Source organism: Thermanaerovibrio velox DSM 12556, assembly GCF_000237825.1.
Lineage (GTDB): Bacteria > Synergistota > Synergistia > Synergistales > Synergistaceae > Thermanaerovibrio > Thermanaerovibrio velox.
Window position 1 is genome coordinate 1793748 of the sequence record NZ_CM001377.1, and the last position, 21297, is coordinate 1815044.

A 21297-nucleotide genomic window follows, 5' to 3' on the forward strand; every position below is an offset into this window, starting at 1 on the left:
ATAATTCTAGAGCCAATAAGACCGCCGGGGGCCATAAAGACCCCCGGACCCTCTGCTAAAGCCACTGAAAACTCAACTCCCCACGGCCCTAGAAGCCTACGGGCACCCCCAACCTCCGGGAGTCCGCACCGCCGTTAAGGCCGTTGGCAGAACCGAATATTATCCCCTGGGCAGTGCCGAACGTGCCGGACTTGGGCTTGACCTCCACGTCGTGCCCCTTCAACCGAAGGAACTCCACAACCATGGGGTCTATCCCCTCTTCCGCGTAAAGCTTGCCCGCCTTGCCGCCGGACACCAGGTTGTATATCCTGGGCTGCTCTATGGCGTCGTCCATGGACATGCGGAAGTCCACGGCGTTCATTATTATCTGGGTCACCGCGGTTATTATCCTGGTGGCTCCTGCCGCCCCCACCGCCATGAAGGGCTTGTCCTCCGGGGTCAGCACCACCGTGGGGGACATGGACGAAAGGGGCCTCTTCCCGGGCTCCGGGGCGTTGACGCTCTTGGGGTCCGAGGAGAAGTCGTCCATCTGGTCGTTCAACACCACCCCGTAGCCGGGCACTATGACGCCGGAGCCGAAGAAGTAGTTTATGGTGTTGGTGGCCGCCACGATGTTGCCCGCCTTGTCCGCCACGGAGAAGCTGGTTGTGCTCACCCGCTCGTTGACCTCCCCTCCCACGTAATGGGATACCGGGGAGTCAAAGTCCCAGGGGTTGCCAAAGGGCACGTCGGACGCCACCTTCTTGAAGTCTATCCGCTCCGCCTGCCTATTCGCGTAACCCTTGCTGGTGAGCCCCGTCACGGGGACCTTCACGAAGGCGGTGTCCGCCATGTACCTGCCCCGGTCCGCATACACCAGCTTCATGGCCTCCGCCATCACGTGCAGGTATGAAGCGGAGTTGTGCTTGAGCTCCCCCATGGGGAAGTTCTCCAGGATGTTGAGCAGCTCCACCACGTGGGTCCCGCCGCTGGACGCCGGGGGCACCGAGTATATCCGGTAACCCCGGTAGGTGCCGAACACGGGCTTGCGCTCCATCACCCGGTAGGACTTGAGGTCCTCAAGGGTCATCTTGCCCCCATGGGCGTTAACCGCCTTCACCAGCGCCTCTCCTATGGGCCCCCCATAGAAAGCCTCCTTGCCCTGGGATGCCAGGATCCTAAGGGTCTTGGCCAGGTCCTTCTGGACGCAGATCTCCCCCGCGGGCATGGGAAGGCCGTCCTTGAAGAAGGGCACCGAGGCGGGGTCGTTGTAGGCCTGGAGCTTCTCATACTCGTCGGTTATTATCTGACTCTGCATGGGGTGCAGCTTAAAGCCCTTCTCCGCCAGCTCGATGGCGGGCTGGGCCACCTGGGCGAAGGACATGGTGCCGTACTTCTCCAACACGTAGAACATCCCCGCCACGAAACCCGGAACCGCCACCGCCTTGCCGCCGTTTATGGACCACTTGCCCTTCTTGGCCTCATCGGAGGCGAACATGTCCTTGGTCGCAGAAGCAGGAGCTGTCTCCCTATAGTCCACCACCACGGTCTTCCCGTCCGCGGTCCGAATGGTCATGAAGCCCCCGCCACCTATGCCGGAGGCGTTGGGCTCCACCACGTTGAGGGCCAAGGCCACCGCCACCGCCGCGTCCACCGCGTTGCCCCCCTGCTTCATTATCATAACCCCCGCCCAGGAGGCCAGTTCATGAGCGCTGGACACCATGCCGTTAGGGGCGTAAACGTCCCCAGGACCCGCCATGGCGGAGCTAGAGAGCAAAAGACACACCAACATCAAGGCAAACGCCAGACCGCCCGTCCACTTCCTCACAGTCATTCCCCCTTCCACAACACCGGGCCTCCTTTAGTTCAAGGCCTGCCTCTTAAGAAACGCCCCTATCCCCAGGGATACCATCTCCTCGTACGCGGGAACCCCCTCTATCACGACCCCCCTCTCAGAGTTGAAGTCCGAAAAAGCGCTCACCACCGACATCACCGTGGCCAGCTGGCGACCCACCCGCTCCTCAATGGGCTTGCCCTTGGAATCGTAGGGCACGAAGAGACGCCCAAGCCCGGAGGCCTTGAGGTACGCCTTGTCCAGCCCGGTCTTCACCAGCCTCTCGTCGGTCCGCCCCCTGAGACGACCCTGACTTGGATTGGCCACCTCTATGAGAAACGGCATGGCACCGGTGCCATCCCCCCACTCCCGGTGGCTCAAACCCCTAAGCTTCTTCGGGGATGGCTCCAACCTCATCTCTATGCCGGACAGCTTGAGGTCCATGGCAGCCCCGGCGGCCACCTCCATGGACTTCTCGTGGGCCACTATGGCGTCCACCACCGGGTACTCCGGGGACGCCTCGTGAAGGTCGAACGCCAGGTCCACCCTCTCCCTGCGAAGGAGCTCCATGATGGCGTAAGCCAGCCGCTCCGCAGGGGTACCCGCCGGATCGCCCGGGTAAGCCCTGTTCAGGTTCCTGCTCTCGTTCCCCGAAAGGGCCTGACCGGAGGCCTTATGAACGTAGACATCCGGCACGGGCCACATGATAAGAGGGCTTACGTCCCTTGATCCGTACCTGAAGCTCCTCTCAGACCCATCCGGAAGCTTGAAGGATATGCGGCTTGGTGACGCCTCCTGAGGCTGATTATGGGTGAACCCCGAGGCGTTCCCAAAGGGGACCACTATGAGACGGCCACGCTTCACCCTTGCGTTCTCCAGCATCACCACCGCCGAAAGGTAGCCCGCGGGCTCGTTTGGATGAGTACCCCCCAGGACAAAAACGGTGCCCCCCTTCTCCGGCCCCTCCTGAACGTAAACCTCCGTGTCCACCCCGGTACCCTTTATGGAGGGAAGGTACTTGGACAGCATCTCCATCCGGAAGCCCGGGGCGGGAAACACCCGATCCCTTGCCCACATGGCCCTGAAGTCCCTGGCGGCGGCAAAACACAGGATCCCCGCCAGGGCCAGCATGACCAAACCACTGGTTCTGGTGGCCTTCATCGCGACATCACCTACTTGACCCTAAGAAGCCTTAGAACCAGGGGGATGGCCACCATGGCGGCGGTGGCCTGGGTCATGAGGTCCTCCCCCTTGATGCACCGCTCCACCACCAGGATCAGCACGGCCGCCACTATGATCAGATATACCAAGGTCAAGAAAGCTCCCTCCTCACTTTAAAAGGGCCGCCAAGGGATTGGCCGCCGCCACCATGCCCAATCCCCACAGGACCGTCAGCCCGGCGGGGACGATGCAGTGCCGGAGCACCCTGAAGTAGTCCTCCTCACCGGCCACCTGGGCGGCGAAAATGCCCGCCAACGCGGTGGGTGGCATGAGGTCCCCGAGCCCCGCGAGCAGCGCCAGGGCGCTGGACACCACTACCTGATCCTTGCCCAACAGGGCCAGCACGAAAGGAACCCCCAGCACCGACGCGGAACCGAAGGCGGAGACCGCGCCGAACAAGGGTATGCTTATCCCCATGACCGGATACAGCAGCGCCAAGGGCACCGCAAGACATGAGACCACCAAGAAACCCCTAACCCCCGTGAGGGTCATTATCTGGATGAACATGCCGACCCCCATGAGTATCCCCAACACCGGCATGGCATCCCTCACCGCCTCCCGGGCCACCGAAAGGGGGTTGGACCTGCGGCCCACCAGGAAGGCCGCCCCGGAGGCCAAGAGGAACTGCAGGGGCATCCCAAGGCTCAAAACCCCCTTGAACAGGCTCTCCAGCCCCATAAGGCCCACCAGAACCCCGAAGGGCAGGAAGAGGAGGGGAGTCAAAGGCACCTCCTCCATGGCCCTAAGCTTCGCCTCAAGCTCCTCGGACTCCCCCTGGAACCCCTTGAGGTGGGGCAGCAAGAGCCAAAGGGAGGACAACACCGCCAACGGCACGGTGGCGAAGAGAAGGGGCCGGGTGAAACCGACGTAGGGCATGTCTATCCCGCCCCCTATTATCATCACCGGTATGTCTATGGGAGGGGCTATCATGCCGTATATGGCCCCCATGGCGATGGCCGCCGCCCCCTTCGCCTTGGGAACCCCCAAGCTCACTAAAACCGGCGCCACCAAGGCCCCGGTGGTGAGGCAGCTGGCGGTGGAGGAACCGGTGATCATCCCGGGAAGCATTATCAAAAGGGTCACCGCAACGCACAGAAGAACCGGATGGCCCTTAAAACGCCTCACCGTCCAGGCCGCCAGGGAGTCCAAAAGTCCGCACCCCTGGACCGCCTTCATGAAGATCATCGCGCAGGCTATTATCAGCACCGTGTCCAGGTAGCCGAACATACCCTCCACAAGGTGCCTCACCGGAAGGCCGAAGCCGCCGAAGAGCGCCCCCGCCACTGAGGCCAACCCCATGGCGATGGATATGGGGAGCTTGAGACGAAAGGCCCCCAGGGCGAAGGTGCCGACCATCAAGACCGCCAAGGCCCCCTCGGGCCAGAACCAGCTTCCCATGGGACTACTTGGACACCCCCCAGGCGGAAAGCTGGGCCATCATCGGACCCGTCACCGCCTGGATGGCCTCAACCTCCACCACCTTAACCCCCTTGGGGGCCAGCTTGGTCATAAGACCGTCGTCGTTGCCCCCCTTCACCACTATCACCCCGTCCGCCTTAGGCACCGCCGCCCCAGCCAGGTAGTCCGTAAGCTCCCCTCGCCTGCCCTTGCCTCCCACGTGCATCACCAGGATCTTGACCTTCTTGCCCCGGGCAGAATCCAGAAGCTCCTTAACCCGGTCCCGCTCCTGCTCCTTGTCTATGCCCGCGGCCCCAAGACCCTTCATGCTCCCCCCAACCACGGCTATGAGCACCTTGTGGTCCTTCTGAATATCCTGGGGCTTCATCATGGCCTCGTAGCTGCACTCCAGACCGGCCTTCTTGAGAAGCACCCGCACCATCATGGCATCCGGGCTCTGGCCCACCGAGGTGACCGCCACCTGGGCCGCCAGGGCGCTTGATACCCCAAGGCACAAACCCCATACCATGGCCGCCGATACGGCACACAGGACCAAAGAACGCCTTACGCCGCCACGAAAAACGAACAAGATAAACCGCCTCCCCATCAGGACTTGGGATCTGCAAGGCCCGCAAAGGCCGGACATCCCAAGAAAATCCTAGGGGAGGCGGTCCGCAAGGAGAAGGGGTTAATATCTTTTTTCTATCCCCTATTCATCGCGCCGCTGAAGCGCTGAACCTGGAGACCGGAGTTCAAGGGTTAATCACACAAGGGACCACCACACAGAAGAACCCTGTCGGTGAAGGGATCGAAGAACCTGGTCCCGCAGCCCCGGGATACGATCCTCATTAGCGCCTGGGGGCTCTTGACGGACCTGCCCAGCACGGCGCTGACGGAGGTTTCCTTGTACACATCCCAGCAAAGGGGCGCCGAGGGCCCCGCCACCCAGCAATCCCTGGCGAGCTCCACGAACCTCTCCCAGGTGCCGTTCACTATGGCGCTGGCGGAAAGCACCACCAGGTCGCACCGGGAGGCCATGTCCAAGGCCTCCTTGTCATCCAGCCCACCGCATCGGTGATGGTCCGCGAAGAATACCTTGGCATCCAGGGCCACCAGCTTGTTCTCCAAGGGCTCCATGCGCCCCACCATGAGCACCTCAGCCCCCGGCTCCACCCGGGGGATGGCTCCGCTAAGCTCCCCCTCCACGGGAAGCAGTCCGTTGGCCACCGCAAGGGCCACCGCCCTGTCCCCGGGACACCGGGAGGAGCTCAACCCCAGGGCCTCCGCGGCATCCACCGGGAGGGACGACAGGATCGCCGAGGCCTCCTCCTCGGGCATCACCATATCGGAGAACGAGTACGCCAGCCCCACCCTTCCGTTGTCCAGTAGCGCGGCGGTGTACCTAACCCCCCTAACCACCTCAAGGACCATCCTGCCCGACGCCTTAGCGCAAGCCAGATCCCAAAGCCGCTTGTCAAGGCTGCCCATGAAAAACCCACCTCCATAAGCATTCCGCCTCAAAATCCAGTCTGCCACCCCGTCGGGACAACAGGATACGGTGATTATTATAAGGATAATCGAGCACAATGTTCCATCTATTTACTAGAATATCAAGAAATATGTACTGTTTTTAATGGAGGTGTAACCGATGAGACCAAACCAACCCTTGCCTCCCGAGGGGGATTTCATAACCGACCTTGGGGGGATAGAGCTTGGCATTGAGGACCTGGCGGGGGCCATGGATGTGTTATCCGCTTCCATATCCTCCATAGAGGAGGAGTCCTCCCGGGTGGCAAGGGCGGGGGAGGAGATGAACCTATACGCCCAGGAGATGCTGAAGGAGCTGGGGGACAGCGCCAGGGAGGCGAAGAGGTCCATGGAGGAGATGAGGTGGGCCCTCGAGATCGGTCTTAAGGTCCAGGAGGAGGCCCAGAGGGACCGGGACAGGCTCCGCAGCACCGCCGAGGCGGTCAACGCCATGGTGAGGTCCGCGGAGTCCGTGGCGGACTCCATAGGGCGCATAACCCAGGTGCTGGGGAACATAGCGGACATAACCACCCACATAACCGCCATAGCCAAGCAGACCAAGCTGCTCTCCCTCAACGCCTCCATAGGGGCGGAACGGGCTGGAGAGCACGGCAGGGGTTTCGCGGTGGTGGCGGAGGAGGTGCGCAAGCTGGCCGCCAGGACCAGCGAGGCGGCATCCAAGATAAGCGACCTCGCGTCCTCCAGCAGGGCAATAGGGCAGGAGGCGTCGGAGAACATCGACCGGGCCCTCAACCTATCCAGGAACGCCTCGGACCGGGCGGAGGCCACCATGGAGGACCTTAAGGACATGTTCGACTCCCTTTCCCACATAGGCTCCTCCCTCCGGCTGGGGGCGGAAGGGGCGGCAAAACAGCACGAAAGGGCCGAGAGGATGTCTAAGAAGGCCCGGATCATGGCGGACAGGGCGGAAGAGCAGGCGGGGCGGCTCAAGAGGGTGGACGGCAAGATCAAGGAGAACCGGATGATCATGGACTCGGTCCCCTCAAGGCTCCAAGGGGCGGAAGCGGCCCTTACGAGGCTCCACGGGTCATTGGGGGCCCAGGACGGGGGGGTGCCCTCCATCGGCTCCATAAAGGAGCGGGGGGTGCTCCTGCTGGGCATAGAGACCGACGACTTCGGGAAGTTCCACTGGTGGGAGGGTGATTCCCCAAGGGGACTGGACGTGGACCTCGGGGAGGCCATCGCACGACGCATGGGGGTTGGCCTTAAATGGGTGCCAATGGCATGGGGATCCGGAGAACCGGGGACCATAACCGGCACTTGGACCCGGGGAAGCTTCGAGGGCTTCGACTTCCTGTGCAGCACCGCCACGAAGCTGCCGGAGCGGCTTAAGCTCTGCACCTTCTCCAGGAGCTACTTCCAGAGCGGACAGAGCGTGGTGGTCCCGGACAGCTCCCCGGTGGAATCGCTGCTTGACCTCAAGGGGCTCAAGGTGGCGGTTACCAGGGGTGCAACCAGCGAGAAAGCCGCCAGGGAGAAGCTCAAGGGCTCAACCATAGTTCCGCTTCCCACCGCCCAGGATGAGGCGAAGGCCCTTAGGAAATGCGAGGTGGACGCGCTGGTGGTGGACCGGCCGGTGGCCTGGGCCTTCCTCAAGGAGAACCCGGGATGGCGGGAGCTCAACGTGTCCCTGTCGGTGGAGAACTTCGGGCTGGTGATGCCCAAGGGTATCTCCACGGCCCTCAAGGTCCTGGTGGACCAGGTGGTCCTGGCGGAGCGGGACAACCTGAGGAGGAAGTACTTCGGAACCAATTAAGCCCCGTGTTGTGCCCTCATGATAGGACCGCCCGGGCGATCCGCATGGCGGCCCCCCGGTTAAGGTTGGTCATCTCCCTGAAGGCCTCCAACATGGGGGCCTTCCTCTCCGGGTAGGCCAGGAGCTCCGCCGCCGCCCTAGCCAGATCCCGGGGCTCCAAAGACCCTATCAGCTCCGGCACCACCGGACGTCCCGCCAGGCGGTTGGGGAGGCTCACAAACGGCAGATTCCTCACCTTGCGGGAAACCAGGGCGACCTTAAGCTGCCTTAACCCCCATAGCCCCCAGGGGATCAACCCCAAAAGGCCGTCCAGGGGGATCTCCCAGGCCCGGTTGAGGGGCAGCACCACCAGGAGCGGGACCCCCAACGCCGCGGCCTGAAGGTTGTTCGTGCCGGGAAAGCCCACCCAAAGCGCCGGGTTCCCCGGAAGGGCCCCATCCCAGGTCACCCGCATCCGGAACGTCACCCCCGGGCGGGACACGCGGACCCATGAGGGCCTATGGGCCCCTTCCGGGTTACCAACAGATCCAAGCACCCCCAAGACCACCTGGGGATCCAGCGTGGGGGCTATGGGGAAGACCGGGGTGATCTGGGGCAGGGCCTTCACCATCTCAGACGCCGCCTCCACCATGAATGGCAGGCCGTTCACCGCCTCAAAGGGTCGGCTGCCGCACATGAAGACCACCGGCACCCCCTCCACCGCCCCGCAGGAGGGGGGAAGGGCGTCAAACACCGGCCAGCCCACCAGGACCGCACGGCCCCCTTGGGCCCGTATGGCCTCATCCATCTCTGCGCTCGGCACCAGGTGCTTCCTGATCCCCTTGACCGTCCGGCCCCGGCCGATGTAGGCGTCCACGGGACATCCCATCAGCCGCCCCAGGAGCACCGCCAGCTTCACATCCCCCCCAAGCCTCAAAAGCCTGACCTCCCCAGGGCCATCTCTCCAAGGACGCTCCCGGAGGAACCTCCCCAATGGGTACACCCTGTCCGCCACCCGACGGGCGGCCTCAGCCTCCCCGCCGCTGGCGTACTGACAGGGAGGTATGACCGCGGTCAAGGACACGTCCCCCAGGGACCTCAAGGCCGCCGCCACCGGGGCAGCCCATCCCATCAGCTCCCCCGGGGAGTTCACCAGCATGTGGACCTGCCAGCTCAACGAAGCACCACCATTCATGATAAAATAAGCGTTCAACGGTCACTTAGATTATAGGCCACCAGGAGGCGTCTTCAGTTGTTCCTCATCTTAAGTTCCAAGGATGTAGTTTGGGCCCCCCGGGTGGTGGCCCTCATAAGAAGCCCCGGCGGCACCTCGGTGCACCTCAAGGACCGGGGGGTTTTGGAGAGCCATCTCAGCCCCGCATCGATCCTCCGGCGCTCCACGGAGCTGGGGCTTGTGGTTGAGGGGCTGGAGGAAGCGCCCAAAGGGGCCTCTGACAAGAAGAAGGAGAGAGAGCGATGAACGCACCGGTTTCTCAGTACACCGCCAAGGACATACAGGTACTCGAGGGGCTATCGGCGGTAAGGAAACGGCCCGGCATGTACATAGGGGACCAGGGCCAGCGGGGGCTTCACCACCTGGTCTACGAGGTGGTGGACAACGCCATCGACGAGGCCATGGCGGGGTTCTGCGACACCATACAGGTCACGGTCCACCCGGACGGAAGCGTTTCCGTGGAGGACAACGGCCGGGGCATACCGACCGAGATGCACCCCACCATGGGCAGGCCCGCGGCGGAGGTGGTCTTGACGGTGCTTCATGCGGGTGCCAAGTTCGACAAGAAGGCCTATCAGGTCTCGGGAGGTCTCCACGGGGTGGGCGTATCGGTGGTGAACGCCCTGTCCGAATGGCTGGAGGTCACCATTTGGCGGAACCGCAAGGAACACCGGCAGAGCTACCGCCGGGGGGTGCCGGTGACGGACCTTGTGATCGGGGAGGACACGGACAAGCGGGGCACCCGGGTGCACTTCATGCCCGACGGGGAGATCTTCTCCACCCTGGAGTTCTCGTCCGACGTGCTTTTAGGGCGCCTGAGGGAGCTGGCGTTCCTAAACCCCGGGGTCACCATAATCTTCACGGATCTGCGGCAGAACCCGCCGCTTGAGCGGAAGCTACACTTCGAGGGGGGCATCGCGTCATTCGTGGAGTACCTCAACCGGGGCAAGGAGGTCCTCTTCAAGCCCCCCATGGTGGTGAAGGGGGAGAAGGACGGGGTCATAGTTGAGGTGGCCCTTCAGTACAACGACACGTACCTGGAGCGGATCTTCGCCTTCGCGAACCTGATCAACACCGTGGAGGGGGGAACCCACGTCTCGGGCTTCCGGACCGCCCTCACCCGCATAATAAACGACCAGGCCAGGAAGGAGAAGCTCCTCAAGGACAAGGACCCCAACTTCTCCGGCGACGACCTCAAGGAGGGGCTCACGGCGGTCATATCGGTGAAGCTTTTGGAGCCCCAGTTTGAGGGGCAGACCAAGACCAAACTTGGGAACGGGGACGTGAAGGGGATCGTGGACTCCGTGGTCTACGAGGGTCTCAAGGTTCTTCTGGAGGACCAGCCCCAGGTGCTGCGCCCGGTGGTGGAGAAGGCGGTGAAGGCCCGGCAGGCCCGGGAGGCGGCGAAGAAGGCCCGGGACCTGGTGCGCCGCAAGTCCGCCATGAGCGGCATGGACCTTCCGGGGAAGCTGGCGGACTGCTCGAACCGTAAGCCCGAGGAGTGCGAGCTCTACATAGTGGAGGGGGACTCCGCAGGGGGAAGCGCCAAGATGGGGCGGGACCGGTCCTTTCAGGCCATACTCCCCTTAAGGGGGAAGATCCTCAACGTGGAGAAGGCCCGGCTGGACAAGATCTTGTCCAACGACCAGGTGCGCACCATAATCCAGGCCCTGGGATGCGGGGTTGGGGACGAGTTCGACTACTCCAAGCTCCGGTACCACAAGATATTCCTCATGGCGGACGCGGACGTGGACGGGGCCCACATAAGGACCCTGCTCCTCACCCTGTTCTTCCGCTACATGCCCCAGATAATAGAGAACGGGCATCTCTACGTGGCCCAGCCGCCCCTCTACCGGGTTCAGGAGGGAAGGAACGTGCACTACTGCTACTCCGACCGGGAGCTCCGGGAGCTCATGCAGCGCCTATCGGGCAAGAAGGCGTCGGTGCAGCGCTACAAGGGGCTCGGGGAGATGAACCCGGAGCAGCTCTGGGAGACCACCATGGACCCCGCCAACCGGGTCATAAAGCGGGTGGAGGTGGAGGACGCGGTCCTGGCGGACGAGCTGTTCAGCATCCTCATGGGGGACGCGGTGGGCCCCCGGCGGGAGTTCATCGAAGCCCACGCCAAGGAAGTCCGGAACCTGGACGTTTAGCATCTTCAACGGGGCCCCCGGGGAAGCTCTCCCCGGGGGCCCCGTTATACCGACCCACAGGACCAGGTGCTGCCCTAAGGCCTCTCCCTGGGAGGGGTCACCCTGCCGCTGCCCCCCATGACGGGCAGCACGATCGATGTGACTATCCGGCCGTGCTGGGACAGCTTTGTCAACAGCTCCTGCAGGAACTCCATGGAGGGTATGAGGGCCTCCATGTAGAAGTCGTTGGAGCCGGTCACGCTCCAGCAGCGGATGACCTCCGGCACCTCCTCCAGGGCCTTCATCACCACGTGGTCCGGGTTGTTGTACACCGACGACACCGCCAACATCACCCGGAACGAGTAACCCACCTTCCTGGGGTTCACCACCGCCCGATAACCCTCTATTATCCCCTCCTCCTCCATCCGCCTCACCCGCTCGATAACCGCCGGCGTGGAGAGCCCAACCCGGCGCCCCAGCTCCTTGTAGGATATCCGGCAGTTCTCCTGCAGAACCTCCAGTATCCTCCACCCCGTGGGGTCCAAAAGCTTGCTGCAGTCAGAGCTCATCCGGCAAGCCACCTCATAACATGCGTAAAGTATTTAATAAAACCACCTAATTTTATCACCTACGGGAGACCTTGCGGCTAAAACCCATCATTCCACAGAAAACCTGGGTTTGATAACCTGTGGCGCAAGTAAACCCAGGGGGAAGACCGGGGATGCAGAAGGGGGTTGAGCAAATGAACTTCTTGGACCTGATAAGCGTAATAGTTTGGGACTACATGTGGGGCATGCCGCTGGTGCTGACCATTCTGGGCACTGGGGTATATCTTACGTTCAAGACCGGGGGGTTTCAGTTCCTCGGTTTCCGTTCCGCCGGGGCTAACGCCGTCAAGGGCATGTTCAAGCCCGGGGAAGGGAAGGGCAAGGGGCTTCTGTCCTCCGCGGAGGCCATGAGCGCCGCCCTTGGCACCACCGTGGGGGTGGGGAACATAGGTGGTGTGGCCACCGCCATAGCCACCGGAGGCCCCGGGGCGGTATTTTGGATGTGGGTGGCCGCCACGGTGGGGATGATAATAAAGACCGCGGAGATAACCTTGGCGGTGCACTATCGGTCCACCGACGAGAAAGGCGGGACCTACGGGGGCCCCAACTACTACATGAAGAAGGGCATAGGGGATGAGATGGGGCTGAAAAAGGTCTTCAAGGCCCTGAGCGGCCTTTTCGCCTTCGGGTTCCTCACCTCCTACTTCATAAACATCCAGACCTACACGGTATCCGAGGCGGTTAGCAACACCTTCGGCATCCCCATGACATGGGTGGGCGTTGTTTATACGGTCTTGCTATACGGCATGATAAGCGGGGGGCGTCAAAGGGATAGGTCGGATAGCCTCGTGGCTGGTGCCCTTCATGTGCATATTCTACATATTGGGGGGAGGGCTCATCCTGCTGCGCTACCTGGATCAGCTGCCCAAGGCCCTGTACCTCATCGTGAGCTCCGCCTTCACCGGCAGCGCCGCGATGGGGGGCTTTGCGGGAGCGGCGGTGTCCCAGGCCATGAAGGTGGGCTTCGCCAGGTCCGTGTTCAGCAACGAGGCGGGTTGGGGCTCCGCCCCTATGATCCACTCCACCGCAAGGGTTGATCACCCGGTGAGACAAGGCCTCATGGGCATCTTCGAGGTCTTCGTGGACACCTTCATCATATGCACCGTGACCTGCCTGGTCATAGTGGTGACCGGCAAGTGGTCCAGCGGACTGGACGGGGCCACCCTCACCCTGTCGGCCTTCGAGACCGGCATAGGCCGGTACGGAAGGCTGGTGCTGGCCCTGGCGGTCTTCATCTTCGGCCTTACCACCTCCGGGGGGGTCTACGCCCAGATGGAGGTGGTGCTCCGGTACCTCCTGGGGAACTCTGCCTGGAAGGACCGGCTGCTCGGCTTCTACAAGTGGACCTACCCGATACCCAGCCTTCTAATGGTCTACGTGGCGGTGTGGTTCGGGCTCCCCGGGACGGTCGTATGGGTCTTCTCGGACGCCTCCACGGCGCTTCCCATCTTCGCCAACGTGGTGGCCCTGTGGCTCTTGGCCCCCAAGTTCCTATCCCTCCTGGAGGACTACCGGACAAGGTACATGAGGGCCCCCCAAGGGGAGACCCTAAAGCCCCTGGTACCGCCGTTCTACGACGAGCAGTCCGCGTGATCTGAGGGAAGGCCTGGTCATTTCAGCGTTTTAGAATAAGACAATAAAGGAGGATGAGATCCATGGAGTTCAGGAACGTGATAGTGCGTACCCCCGGCAGGTCCGTCACGGAGGGCATAACCTCCTGTCCGGAGCTTGGGAAACCGGATTACCCCCTCGCCCTGGAACAGCACCGGGAGTACGTGAGGGCCCTCGCGTCCTGCGGGGTCAACGTAACGGTGCTGGAGCCCCTGGAGGAGTATCCGGACTCCTGCTTCGTGGAGGACACGGCGGTGATAACCAGGAACTGCGCCATAATAACAAACCCCGGGGCCCCAAGCCGCAAGGGGGAAGTGGAATCCATGGCCCAGGTGCTCAAGGGCTTCTTCCCGGAGGACCGGATAGAGTTCATCCGATCCCCCGGCACCCTGGAGGGGGGGGACGTGATGATGGTGGGGGACCACTTTTACGTGGGCCTCTCCGCCAGGACGAACCAGGAGGGAATAGACCAGTTCCTATCCATACTTAGCCGCCACGGCCTCAGGGGGTCCGCGGTGCCCCTGCGGGAGGTGCTGCACCTCAAGACCGGGGTCAACTACATAGAGGACAACAACCTGCTGGTCTCCGGGGAGTTCGTGGACCGCCCCGAGTTCAAGGGCTTCAACCGGATAGTGGTCCCCCCAGAGGAGGCCTACGGGGCCAACTGCATTTGGGTCAACGGAACCGTGCTGGTCCCCAAGGGGTACCCCACCGTGGAGAGGGCAGTCCGGGACCTGGGCTACCGGGTCATCACGGTGGACACCTCGGAGTTCCGAAAGATAGACGGGGGCCTCTCCTGCCTGTCCCTACGGTTCTAGGATCTCCCGGGCCCCGGAGGAACCGGGGCCCATTGCAACTGAACGGGGGATCAGTACTCTATCCCCTCCCGGGCCTTCACCCCCTTCTGGTATGGGTGCTTGACCTCCCGCATCTCGGTCACCAGGTCCGCCGCGGCGATGACCTCCTCCGGGGCATAACGGCCGGTGAGGACCACCTCGGTCCTCTCGTGCCGGCCCCCTATCACCTCCAACACCTCCTCCACGTTGAGGAGCCCGTAGTCCATCGCCACGTTCACCTCGTCCAGGATCACCAGGTCATAGGCCCCGGAGCTCAGGGCCTCCCGGGCCAACTCAAGCCCCCGACGGGCCTCGCTGAAGTCCACATCCCTGGCACCTCCCTTGGGCACGTAGTCCGCCGTGCCGGTCCGGACCAGCTCAAAACCCTCCAGGAACCCTGCCCCCCGGATCTCCCCGTAGAAGTCCCAGCCCTTCAAGAACTGTATCATCTTGACCCTCCGGCCGTGTCCCACCGCCCTCACCGCAAGCCCCAGGGCCGCGGTGGTCTTGCCCTTGCCGTTCCCGGTGTAAACTTGAACCATCCCCATTTATGCACACCCCCATGGTCTGGTAAAATTCGCAAAGGACTATGAACTAAAGCATACCACGTCGTGTGGTGCCAAAACCTTTGGTGAGGGGGTCTTTGAGATATGGCAGACATGAAGATAGGTTTCATCGGAGGAGGCGAGGGGGCCCTCAAGATAATGCGTCACCTCATGAAGCTGGACTTCAAGATCGCCGGGGTGGTTGACATCTCCGATGACGCCCCCGCCATGAGGGAAGCCCGTCAGCACCACATACCCACCTTCAAGAGGATGGAAGACCTGTTGAGCCGTCCCTGCGACCTGGTGATAGAGGTCACCGGCAGGGACTCGGTGGCCAAGGAGGTGGAGGAGAAGAAGTCCCCCAGGACCGGCCTGCTGCGCTCCCAGGACGCCCGGTTCCTCTACGACATAATCGCCAAGGAGGATGAGAACTCCCGGGTCATAACCCGGCAGATCGAGGAGATAATAAAGCTCCGGAAGGCCCTTTCGGAGATACTTAAGCCCCTCAAGGAGGCGTTCGACTCCCTGGCATCGGGGAACAAGGACGTGGAAGGCACCATGAAACCCATGCTGGAGGCCATGGAGCGGCTCACCCAGGAGACCCAGCGGTCCGACGAGCTGGTTAGCACCATACATGCCATAGCCAGGCAGACCAAGATGCTGGGGCTCAACGCCGCCATCGAGGCCGCCAGGGCGGGGGACATGGGCAAGGGCTTCGCGGTGGTGGCGGACGAGGTGCGCAAGCTGGCGGAACAGACCACCGCCTCGGTCCAGGAGGTGGGGGACGTGCTCACCGACATAGCGGAGATCTCCAAGGCCCTCGGGGAACCCATAAAGCAGTTCAGCGCCGTGGCCCAGAACAGGGTCAAGACCATAGAGGCCATAAAATCCCAGGTGGAGAGCCTGTCGTCCATGGTGGCCTCCGCGGAGGCCGTGGAGGCCAGGCTCCGGGAGATCCTGTAGGGTCCTTGGGTAAGGCCCGCTGGGCCCCAGGGACCAGGGGAGCATCAAGCCCTCTAAAACCCATTAAACTCTACGGAGGGGAACCCCTTTGGGGTTCCCCTCCTCTGTCAAGCCCTAGGTTGCCGTCTACGGCCTATTCGTTCCCCGGGGGGGTGAGCATGCAAGGCAGCCCCTCCACCAGGGCCGGCAACGACACCATGGCCCTGTCCTCGGTGGAGAAGGATAGGGTGGTCTCCACGGTCTTCGTGACTCCCCCGTTCTGGTCCAACAGCTCCACCTTTATGGGCACCCGGGGGCCTCGGACCACCACCACGTCCCGGTCGTCCGCCATGAACTCCATGGGTTCCCCGGAGCCTACGGTGACCCGCAGGGATTCGATGGGCTTTAGGTCCTTTCCGGACAGGGTTGCGGCCTGGTTGTCCAGGAACAGCTGGTGCTCCTTGCCCAGCACGAACAGGACGGCGCCCAAGGCCACCAAAGCTCCCACCAGCACGAGTCTTATGAGGTTTCTTCTAGTCAAGCGGAACACCTCCCCTCACGGGCCTTAGGCCGCCTGGCCCCGGAGGGAACGGCGGGCCCGCTCCCGGTCCTTCTGTCTCTTCCAGGCGTGAAGCGCCAGGGAGATGGCGATTATGCCGTAGGAGACGAAGACCCGGAAGTACTCCCCAAGCTGGGCCTGGCCTATGAGCTGCTTGCCCGCCATGGGGGACACCACGAACATGAGGTGGAACAGCACCACCCCCAGGAACACGTTGCCGATGGTGGCCTTGGCGACGGTGGCGCCGCCGATGAGCAGCGCCGCTATGGCGAACATGCCCGCCTGGTCGTGGCTGTTGTATGTGTTCATGGTGCCTATGTTCTGGAGGAATATTATCTGACCGTAGCAGGCCAGCACGGTGGAGATGATGATGGCTATTATCCTGGTCTTCTCCACCGGGATGCCCGCCGAGTCCGCCACCGCCATGTCCTGTCCTATGGCCCTCATGTCCTGGCCCAGCTTGGTGCGCTGGAACCAGAGGATGAATAGGCAGAAGGCCCCTATGACCAGGTAGGTGGCCAAGGGCACGCTTAGCTCCCCTATCTTGAGGGGTATCAGCTCGTCCAGGCAGTGCCTTATGCCCTGCAGGTTGATGGCGTTCCTTATGCCGTAGCCCCTGGAGAGCACCAGCTCCGCCTTCCTTATGGGTATGAGCTTGCCCATTCCGTATAGCACCAGCAGCTGGTAGAGGCCGTTGATGAAGAAGCCCAGGATGTAGCTGGTGACCATCTCCCGCCCCTTGGCCCGGTTAAGCACAGATCCGCACACCCAGCCCAGGAAGACCGCTATGGGGGTGGCGATGAGGGCGGCCAGCAGCATTCCCGGCAGCCCTGAAACGGACCAGTCGGAGATGAGGATGAGCCCTATCTGCCCCGCCATGGCCCCCAGCACCATGCCGAAGTTGAGCCCCATTCCCGCCAGGATCGGGATGAGAAGGGAGAGAACCAGGAAGGAGTTCCTGGCCACCCGGGTCATCATCTCTTGGATGAGGTAGCTGGCGGTAAACCCGGACAGGGGTATCGCCACCGCCGACAGGGCGATGAAGATGATGGGCACCGCGTTGCTTATGAGAAGCCGCTGGATCTTTTCCTTCATGTTGGCGTCCTTCATCTCTTTACCTGCACCTTTCTGGTCAAAGCGTAGAGGATCATGCCGTTGCTCACGATGATCCTTATGACCTCGGACATGTCGGTCTGCATTATGCTGTTTATGACCGACGGGGTCATGGTCAGTATCCCCTGGAAGAGGAAGGTACCCACGATGACGTTCAGCATGGAGGCCTTGTTAACCGAGGCGCCCCCCAGGAGGATGGCCGCCACCGCGGGGAACGCCATGTAGAAGGGCCCCATGTAGAGCTGGATGAAACCGAAGCTCTGCTCGTACACCAGGATGCCTATGGCCCCGAAGACCGTTGAGAGCACCACCGAGACGATCCGCATCTTGTCCACGTCGATGCCCGACGCCCTGGCGAACTCCGGGTTGGACCCCACGGCGGTCATGGCGGTGCCGGTCTTGGTCTTGAGGAACCCCCACATGATGAAGCACATGAGGGCGAAGAAGAGGAACATGCCGGTGGGGAAGTAGAAGTTGGGGCCTATGTTGAAGGCCAAGAAGTCGCTCAACACCTTGAGCCAGTAGCCCTGCACGCTTATGGTGGTTCTAAGGCCGGAGCCGCCGTATCCCCATATCATGTTGGGGCTCTTGTAGGGGAGCAGAAGCCACGCCATGCACATGAGGGCCACGGAGGAGAAGCCCACGTAGGTGGCTATCATCATCTCGTCCCCCTTGACCCGGTTGAGCAGAAGCCCGTAGCCGTAGCCCAGCACCACCGCCAGTAGAACCGCTATGGCCATGGCGGTGAGGAACCCCATCATGCCGGTAACGTTGAGCTCGATGCTGGTCACGGCCCCCACAAGGCCGGCGATTATCCCAAGCGGCAGCCCGAAGTTAAGCCCGCACCCCGACTGGACCATGGGGACCAGGGCAAGCACCATGACGCCGTTCATCCCCACCCGCACCAGAGTATCGCTCAGGGAGGTGTCCACCCGGACCCCCACGAAGGGGGCCGCCACGAAGAGGGAGACCAGGAAAAGCCCTATGATGACCCTGGGCCAGCCGGCGGCCTCTATAAAGGACTTAAGCTTATCAGTCACAGGCCTTCACCTTCTCTTCCGTTTCAACCTTGATCTCTCCCATCATGAGGAGCCCGAACTCCTCAGAAGGCGCCTTGGCGGGGAGCACCCCCGCTATGCGGCCCTCGTCCACTATGGCTATGCGGTCGCATATGGACCTGAGCTCCTCCAGCTCCGACGAGGTCATCACTATGGTGGTTCCGTACTCCCGGTTGTAGCGCCGCAGGGTGTCCAGCACCAGCTTCTTGGCCCCCACGTCTATGCCCCGGGTTGGCTCGGAGACGAAGAGCACGTCGGGGCGCACCACGAAGGCCTTGGCAAGGCAGACCTTCTGCTGGTTGCCGCCGGACAGCTCCACCGCCCTCTGCTTTGGGCCGGTGCACTTTATCTCCAGGGCCTTTATGTACTCGTTGGCGCACTCCTCTATGGCCTTGTCGTCCCTCCACTTGATGAGGCCTCCCATGAGGGGGCGGATGAACTTCTCCTGGATCTGCATGGCGGTGAAGGCTATGTTCCAGTCTATGCCCTCCTGGAGCAGAAGCCCCACCCCCCGCCGGTCCTCGGATACGAAGGCCATGCCGGCCCTCAAGGACGCCTCCGGGTCGTTCAGCTTTATGGGCTTGCCGTGGAGTTCCACGTGGCCTCCCGCGGCGTAAAGCCCCATTATGCCGTTGGCTATGCCGAGCTTCCCCTGCCCCGCAAGGCCCCCGATGCCGAAGATCTCCCCCTTGCGGACCTCGAAGGACACGTCCCGCACGGTCTCGCCGGGCATGTCCACCCACAGGTTCTTCACCGACAGGATGGGCTCACCAAGGGAGCGGACCTCCCCATCCTCCGCGTGGGACTCCTCCACCTTGCGGCCCACCATCCAGTTGGCTATCTGCCGGACCGTGACGTCACAGGTCCTGGCCTCCTGGACCACGTGTCCGTCCCGGAGCACCACTATCTTGTCGCAGAGGTCTATGACCTCCTGGAGGCGGTGGGATATGAATATGACCGAAAGGCCCTTGGCGGTGAGGCGCTTCACCGCCTTTATGAGGATCTCCGCCTCGGACTCGGTGAGCACCGCGGTGGGCTCGTCCAGCACCAAAAGCTTGGTGTTGCTCCTGTCTATCTCCCGGGCTATCTCGGTGAACTGCTTGTGCCCCACCGGCATCTCGGAGCAGAGGGTGTCCGGTTCGATGTCCACCCCCAACACCGATATGGCCCTCTGGGCCCTCTCCCTCATCACCGGCCGGTCCAGAGTGCGAAGCCGGTCGCCGAAGACCTCCACCAAGGGGTTGTACAGGGTGGACTCCCGGTTTAAAAGTATGTTCTCCGTGGCGGTGAAGCCCGGGATCAGGGAGAACTCCTGGTGCACCATCCCTATGCCCGCGTCCAGGGCGTCGAAGGGGGACTTGAAGCTGACCTCCCGGCCCTGGAAGAATATCTTGCCCTCGTACCCTCCGGTCTGGTGGATCACCGGCATTCCGAAGAGTATCTTCATCAAGGTAGTCTTGCCCGCCCCGTTCTCCCCCACCAACCCCAAGGCCTCACCGGGGTTCAGGGTGAAGGAGACGTCCGCAAGGACCCTGTTGCCGTAGTACTCCTTACCCACATGCTCAAGCCTTAATATGGGCTCCACAGCTCCCAAAGCGCTCACACCTCTCTCAAGATCTCGGGGGATCCGCTGCTATGCATCTAATTTCACATTACACAGATAAAGCCACGAAGAAAGGAGGGGGGCGAAAGGCCCCCTCCCGGGCATCGTGCGGGACGCCTTCCGCCTACTTTATCTTGAAGTACTTCTCCGGGACCTTGACGGAGGTCATGCCCAGGTAGCCCTTGCCGAACACGTAGGTGTCCTGGTAGACCAGCACGTGGTTCTTCTTCCTGACCCCGGTGCCCATGTCCACGTAGTAGCTGCCGTTCCACTTGGCGCCGGGGGTGAACTTGGCGTAGCAGTCCATGAGGGCTTTGAAGTCGTTGAGCTTCGCCTTCTTCTCCACTATGCGCTTCCCGAACTCACCCAGCGCTGCGGTGGTGGCGTAGCCGTAGCTGTAGGCCCAGGTGCCCATGCGGCCCTTGCCGCCCGCCTTGATGACCGCCGCCTCAACCTTCTTGAGGATCGCGGGCCAGTTGCCCTTCTCCTTGGAGAGGTCTATGCCGAAGGCCCCGGGGTAACCCATGAGGGGAGAGGGAAGGTCCGCCTCCACGAAGTAGCCGCCGTAGGCCGCCACCTGCTTCAAGAGGGGCTCCGTCTGGGCGTCGTTGGTGCAGAAGAAGGCGGCGTTCTTGCCGTACTTCTTTATCCACGCGGGCACCTTCTCGAGGATGAACTGCTGGGCCCCCGCCACGCCCACGTCGCTGGTGGGGTCCGGGGCGGTCTCGAAGGCGAACTTGAGCCCCAGGTCCTTGCAGGCCGCCTCCATGATGTTGCGGCGCCTGGAGAGGAGCTCGTAGCTCATGTGCCGGGGGAAGGAGATGTGAACGAACGCGTTGGCCCCCATCTTCTTGGCCGCCGCTATGATGAGGTAGCCCCTGGCCACGTTGTCCGCGTTGATCGCCAGGTCCGCGGCGGACTCGATAACGCCGGGATCCTCGTGGGGCTCACCGGCGAAGCACAGGATGTCCGGCCGCTTCTCCTTCACCCTCCGGAAGGCCTCGGTGGTGCCCGGTATGGCCTGGTTCACCACGATGACCTTCATGAGGGGGTCGTCCGCAAGGCCCACTATCTGGGATATGGTGGTCTCCATCTCGGACATGAAGTTGTCCGGGTAGGTGAGGTGCTTTACCATACCGCCCTTGGCCACGTCGCCATACTCCTTGATGAGCCGCTCCGCCCCCCTAAGGTCGTCCTCCGACTGGGAGACCGTGCCGGTCACAACGCCGATGTGGAACTTGGCCGCCCCGAAGGCCGGACAGGCCAGCAGCGCCGCGAGGGCCGCAACCGCCAAAACCGCAAGAAGCCGCTTTCGCATGAAACTACCTCCCCCTTTTCTTG

At 62.5% G+C, this 21297-nt stretch carries 20 protein-coding genes and 1 pseudogene; 7 read left to right on the plus strand and 14 right to left on the minus strand.

The window, feature by feature from the left end:
* Positions 1–88: 88 nt before the first annotated feature.
* The 6 genes from ggt to THEVEDRAFT_RS08625 all read right to left on the minus strand — a co-directional run bounded on the left by ggt (position 89) and on the right by THEVEDRAFT_RS08625 (position 5920).
* The gene (gene ggt, locus THEVEDRAFT_RS08605; protein WP_040825953.1) at positions 89–1813 is read right to left on the minus strand and encodes a gamma-glutamyltransferase; all 1725 of its coding nucleotides are present in this window, start codon (positions 1811–1813) and stop codon (positions 89–91) included.
* 27 nt (positions 1814–1840) lie between these two features.
* Complete coding sequence (locus THEVEDRAFT_RS08610; protein ID WP_006584342.1) at positions 1841–2974, minus strand: succinylglutamate desuccinylase/aspartoacylase family protein; 1134 nt, start codon at positions 2972–2974, stop codon at positions 1841–1843.
* 11 nt (positions 2975–2985) lie between these two features.
* Complete coding sequence (locus THEVEDRAFT_RS09595; RefSeq protein ID WP_006584343.1) at positions 2986–3129, minus strand: hypothetical protein; 144 nt, start codon at positions 3127–3129, stop codon at positions 2986–2988.
* A gap of 13 nt (positions 3130–3142) precedes the next feature.
* Entirely contained in the window at positions 3143–4432 is a 1290-nt protein-coding gene (locus THEVEDRAFT_RS08615; RefSeq protein ID WP_006584344.1) for a TRAP transporter large permease subunit, read from the minus strand.
* 4 nt (positions 4433–4436) lie between these two features.
* Entirely contained in the window at positions 4437–5021 is a 585-nt protein-coding gene (locus THEVEDRAFT_RS08620; RefSeq protein WP_006584345.1) for a DUF6305 family protein, read from the minus strand.
* A gap of 170 nt (positions 5022–5191) precedes the next feature.
* On the minus strand, positions 5192–5920 hold the full coding sequence (locus THEVEDRAFT_RS08625; RefSeq protein WP_006584346.1) for a Rossmann-like domain-containing protein: 729 nt from the start codon (positions 5918–5920) through the stop codon (positions 5192–5194).
* Positions 5921–6080: 160 nt separating this feature from the next.
* On the opposite strand from THEVEDRAFT_RS08625, the gene THEVEDRAFT_RS08630 reads away from it, so the two are divergent.
* Positions 6081–7736 (plus strand): methyl-accepting chemotaxis protein, encoded by a 1656-nt coding sequence (locus tag THEVEDRAFT_RS08630; RefSeq protein ID WP_006584347.1) that lies wholly within the window; start codon positions 6081–6083, stop codon positions 7734–7736.
* Positions 7737–7752: 16 nt separating this feature from the next.
* Here the strand turns inward: THEVEDRAFT_RS08630 and THEVEDRAFT_RS08635 are convergent, their stop codons facing one another.
* The gene (locus THEVEDRAFT_RS08635; RefSeq protein ID WP_006584348.1) at positions 7753–8892 is read right to left on the minus strand and encodes a glycosyltransferase family protein; all 1140 of its coding nucleotides are present in this window, start codon (positions 8890–8892) and stop codon (positions 7753–7755) included.
* A 75-nt stretch (positions 8893–8967) separates the two neighbouring features.
* Here THEVEDRAFT_RS08635 and THEVEDRAFT_RS08640 point away from each other — a divergent pair, with 75 nt between their 5' ends.
* Both THEVEDRAFT_RS08640 and gyrB read left to right on the plus strand, forming a co-directional pair.
* On the plus strand, positions 8968–9195 hold the full coding sequence (locus THEVEDRAFT_RS08640; protein WP_006584349.1) for a hypothetical protein: 228 nt from the start codon (positions 8968–8970) through the stop codon (positions 9193–9195).
* Positions 9192–11102 (plus strand): DNA topoisomerase (ATP-hydrolyzing) subunit B, encoded by a 1911-nt coding sequence (gene gyrB / locus THEVEDRAFT_RS08645; RefSeq protein ID WP_006584350.1) that lies wholly within the window; start codon positions 9192–9194, stop codon positions 11100–11102. Before THEVEDRAFT_RS08640 ends, gyrB begins: the two co-directional genes overlap by 4 nt.
* Positions 11103–11176: 74 nt before the next feature.
* Here gyrB and THEVEDRAFT_RS08650 read toward each other — a convergent pair whose 3' ends face one another.
* Positions 11177–11650 (minus strand): Lrp/AsnC family transcriptional regulator, encoded by a 474-nt coding sequence (locus tag THEVEDRAFT_RS08650; protein ID WP_006584351.1) that lies wholly within the window; start codon positions 11648–11650, stop codon positions 11177–11179.
* Positions 11651–12036: 386 nt separating this feature from the next.
* Between THEVEDRAFT_RS08650 and THEVEDRAFT_RS10180 the strand changes: the two are divergent.
* From THEVEDRAFT_RS10180 to THEVEDRAFT_RS08660, 3 genes and pseudogenes are all read left to right on the plus strand, one after another.
* A pseudogene (locus THEVEDRAFT_RS10180) lies at positions 12037–12384 on the plus strand (alanine:cation symporter family protein); the annotation flags it as partial.
* 109 nt (positions 12385–12493) lie between these two features.
* On the plus strand, positions 12494–13282 hold the full coding sequence (locus tag THEVEDRAFT_RS10185) for an alanine:cation symporter family protein (RefSeq protein ID WP_281054541.1): 789 nt from the start codon (positions 12494–12496) through the stop codon (positions 13280–13282).
* Positions 13283–13344: 62 nt separating this feature from the next.
* The gene (locus THEVEDRAFT_RS08660; protein ID WP_006584353.1) at positions 13345–14118 is read left to right on the plus strand and encodes a dimethylarginine dimethylaminohydrolase family protein; all 774 of its coding nucleotides are present in this window, start codon (positions 13345–13347) and stop codon (positions 14116–14118) included.
* 50 nt (positions 14119–14168) lie between these two features.
* Here the strand turns inward: THEVEDRAFT_RS08660 and cobO are convergent, their stop codons facing one another.
* Positions 14169–14684 carry a cob(I)yrinic acid a,c-diamide adenosyltransferase gene (gene cobO / locus THEVEDRAFT_RS08665; RefSeq protein ID WP_006584354.1) on the minus strand — a complete coding sequence of 172 codons (516 nt, stop codon included), beginning with the start codon at positions 14682–14684 and terminating at the stop codon, positions 14169–14171.
* 102 nt (positions 14685–14786) lie between these two features.
* Here cobO and THEVEDRAFT_RS10190 point away from each other — a divergent pair, with 102 nt between their 5' ends.
* Positions 14787–15644, plus strand: a complete 858-nt coding sequence (locus tag THEVEDRAFT_RS10190; RefSeq protein ID WP_006584355.1) for a methyl-accepting chemotaxis protein — start codon at positions 14787–14789, stop codon at positions 15642–15644.
* 133 nt (positions 15645–15777) lie between these two features.
* On the opposite strand, the gene THEVEDRAFT_RS08675 is transcribed toward THEVEDRAFT_RS10190, so the two are convergent.
* The 5 genes from THEVEDRAFT_RS08675 to THEVEDRAFT_RS08695 form a co-directional block, all read right to left on the minus strand.
* Positions 15778–16164 carry a DUF6672 family protein gene (locus THEVEDRAFT_RS08675; RefSeq protein WP_006584356.1) on the minus strand — a complete coding sequence of 129 codons (387 nt, stop codon included), beginning with the start codon at positions 16162–16164 and terminating at the stop codon, positions 15778–15780.
* Between the two features lie 24 nt (positions 16165–16188).
* Positions 16189–17292: an ABC transporter permease gene (locus THEVEDRAFT_RS08680; RefSeq protein WP_006584357.1), complete on the minus strand. Its 1104-nt coding sequence runs from the start codon at positions 17290–17292 to the stop codon at positions 16189–16191.
* Positions 17289–18335, minus strand: coding sequence for an ABC transporter permease subunit (locus THEVEDRAFT_RS08685; protein ID WP_006584358.1), 1047 nt, complete (start codon positions 18333–18335; stop codon positions 17289–17291). Before THEVEDRAFT_RS08685 ends, THEVEDRAFT_RS08680 begins: the two co-directional genes overlap by 4 nt.
* Positions 18328–19947, minus strand: a complete 1620-nt coding sequence (locus tag THEVEDRAFT_RS08690) for a sugar ABC transporter ATP-binding protein (RefSeq protein ID WP_006584359.1) — start codon at positions 19945–19947, stop codon at positions 18328–18330. The genes THEVEDRAFT_RS08685 and THEVEDRAFT_RS08690 overlap by 8 nt, the downstream gene beginning before the upstream one ends.
* 133 nt (positions 19948–20080) lie before the next feature.
* Positions 20081–21274: a DUF3798 domain-containing protein gene (locus THEVEDRAFT_RS08695; RefSeq protein ID WP_006584360.1), complete on the minus strand. Its 1194-nt coding sequence runs from the start codon at positions 21272–21274 to the stop codon at positions 20081–20083.
* Between the last annotated feature and the right edge of the window lie 23 nt (positions 21275–21297).

Bases quoted from the DNA above. Each gene is read 5' to 3' on its own strand.
- ggt (WP_040825953.1), bottom strand. From the start codon at position 1,813: ATGACTGTGAGGAAGTGGACGGGCGGTCTGGCGTTTGCCTTGATGTTG.
- THEVEDRAFT_RS08610 (WP_006584342.1), bottom strand. From the start codon at position 2,974: ATGAAGGCCACCAGAACCAGTGGTTTGGTCATGCTGGCCCTGGCGGGG.
- THEVEDRAFT_RS08615 (WP_006584344.1), bottom strand. From the start codon at position 4,432: ATGGGAAGCTGGTTCTGGCCCGAGGGGGCCTTGGCGGTCTTGATGGTC.
- THEVEDRAFT_RS08625 (WP_006584346.1), bottom strand. From the start codon at position 5,920: ATGGGCAGCCTTGACAAGCGGCTTTGGGATCTGGCTTGCGCTAAGGCG.
- THEVEDRAFT_RS08630 (WP_006584347.1), top strand. From the start codon at position 6,081: ATGAGACCAAACCAACCCTTGCCTCCCGAGGGGGATTTCATAACCGAC.
- gyrB (WP_006584350.1), top strand. From the start codon at position 9,192: ATGAACGCACCGGTTTCTCAGTACACCGCCAAGGACATACAGGTACTC.
- THEVEDRAFT_RS08650 (WP_006584351.1), bottom strand. From the start codon at position 11,650: ATGAGCTCTGACTGCAGCAAGCTTTTGGACCCCACGGGGTGGAGGATA.
- THEVEDRAFT_RS10185 (WP_281054541.1), top strand. From the start codon at position 12,494: ATGTGCATATTCTACATATTGGGGGGAGGGCTCATCCTGCTGCGCTAC.
- THEVEDRAFT_RS08660 (WP_006584353.1), top strand. From the start codon at position 13,345: ATGGAGTTCAGGAACGTGATAGTGCGTACCCCCGGCAGGTCCGTCACG.
- cobO (WP_006584354.1), bottom strand. From the start codon at position 14,684: ATGGGGATGGTTCAAGTTTACACCGGGAACGGCAAGGGCAAGACCACC.
- THEVEDRAFT_RS10190 (WP_006584355.1), top strand. From the start codon at position 14,787: ATGGCAGACATGAAGATAGGTTTCATCGGAGGAGGCGAGGGGGCCCTC.
- THEVEDRAFT_RS08680 (WP_006584357.1), bottom strand. From the start codon at position 17,292: ATGAAGGACGCCAACATGAAGGAAAAGATCCAGCGGCTTCTCATAAGC.
- THEVEDRAFT_RS08695 (WP_006584360.1), bottom strand. From the start codon at position 21,274: ATGCGAAAGCGGCTTCTTGCGGTTTTGGCGGTTGCGGCCCTCGCGGCG.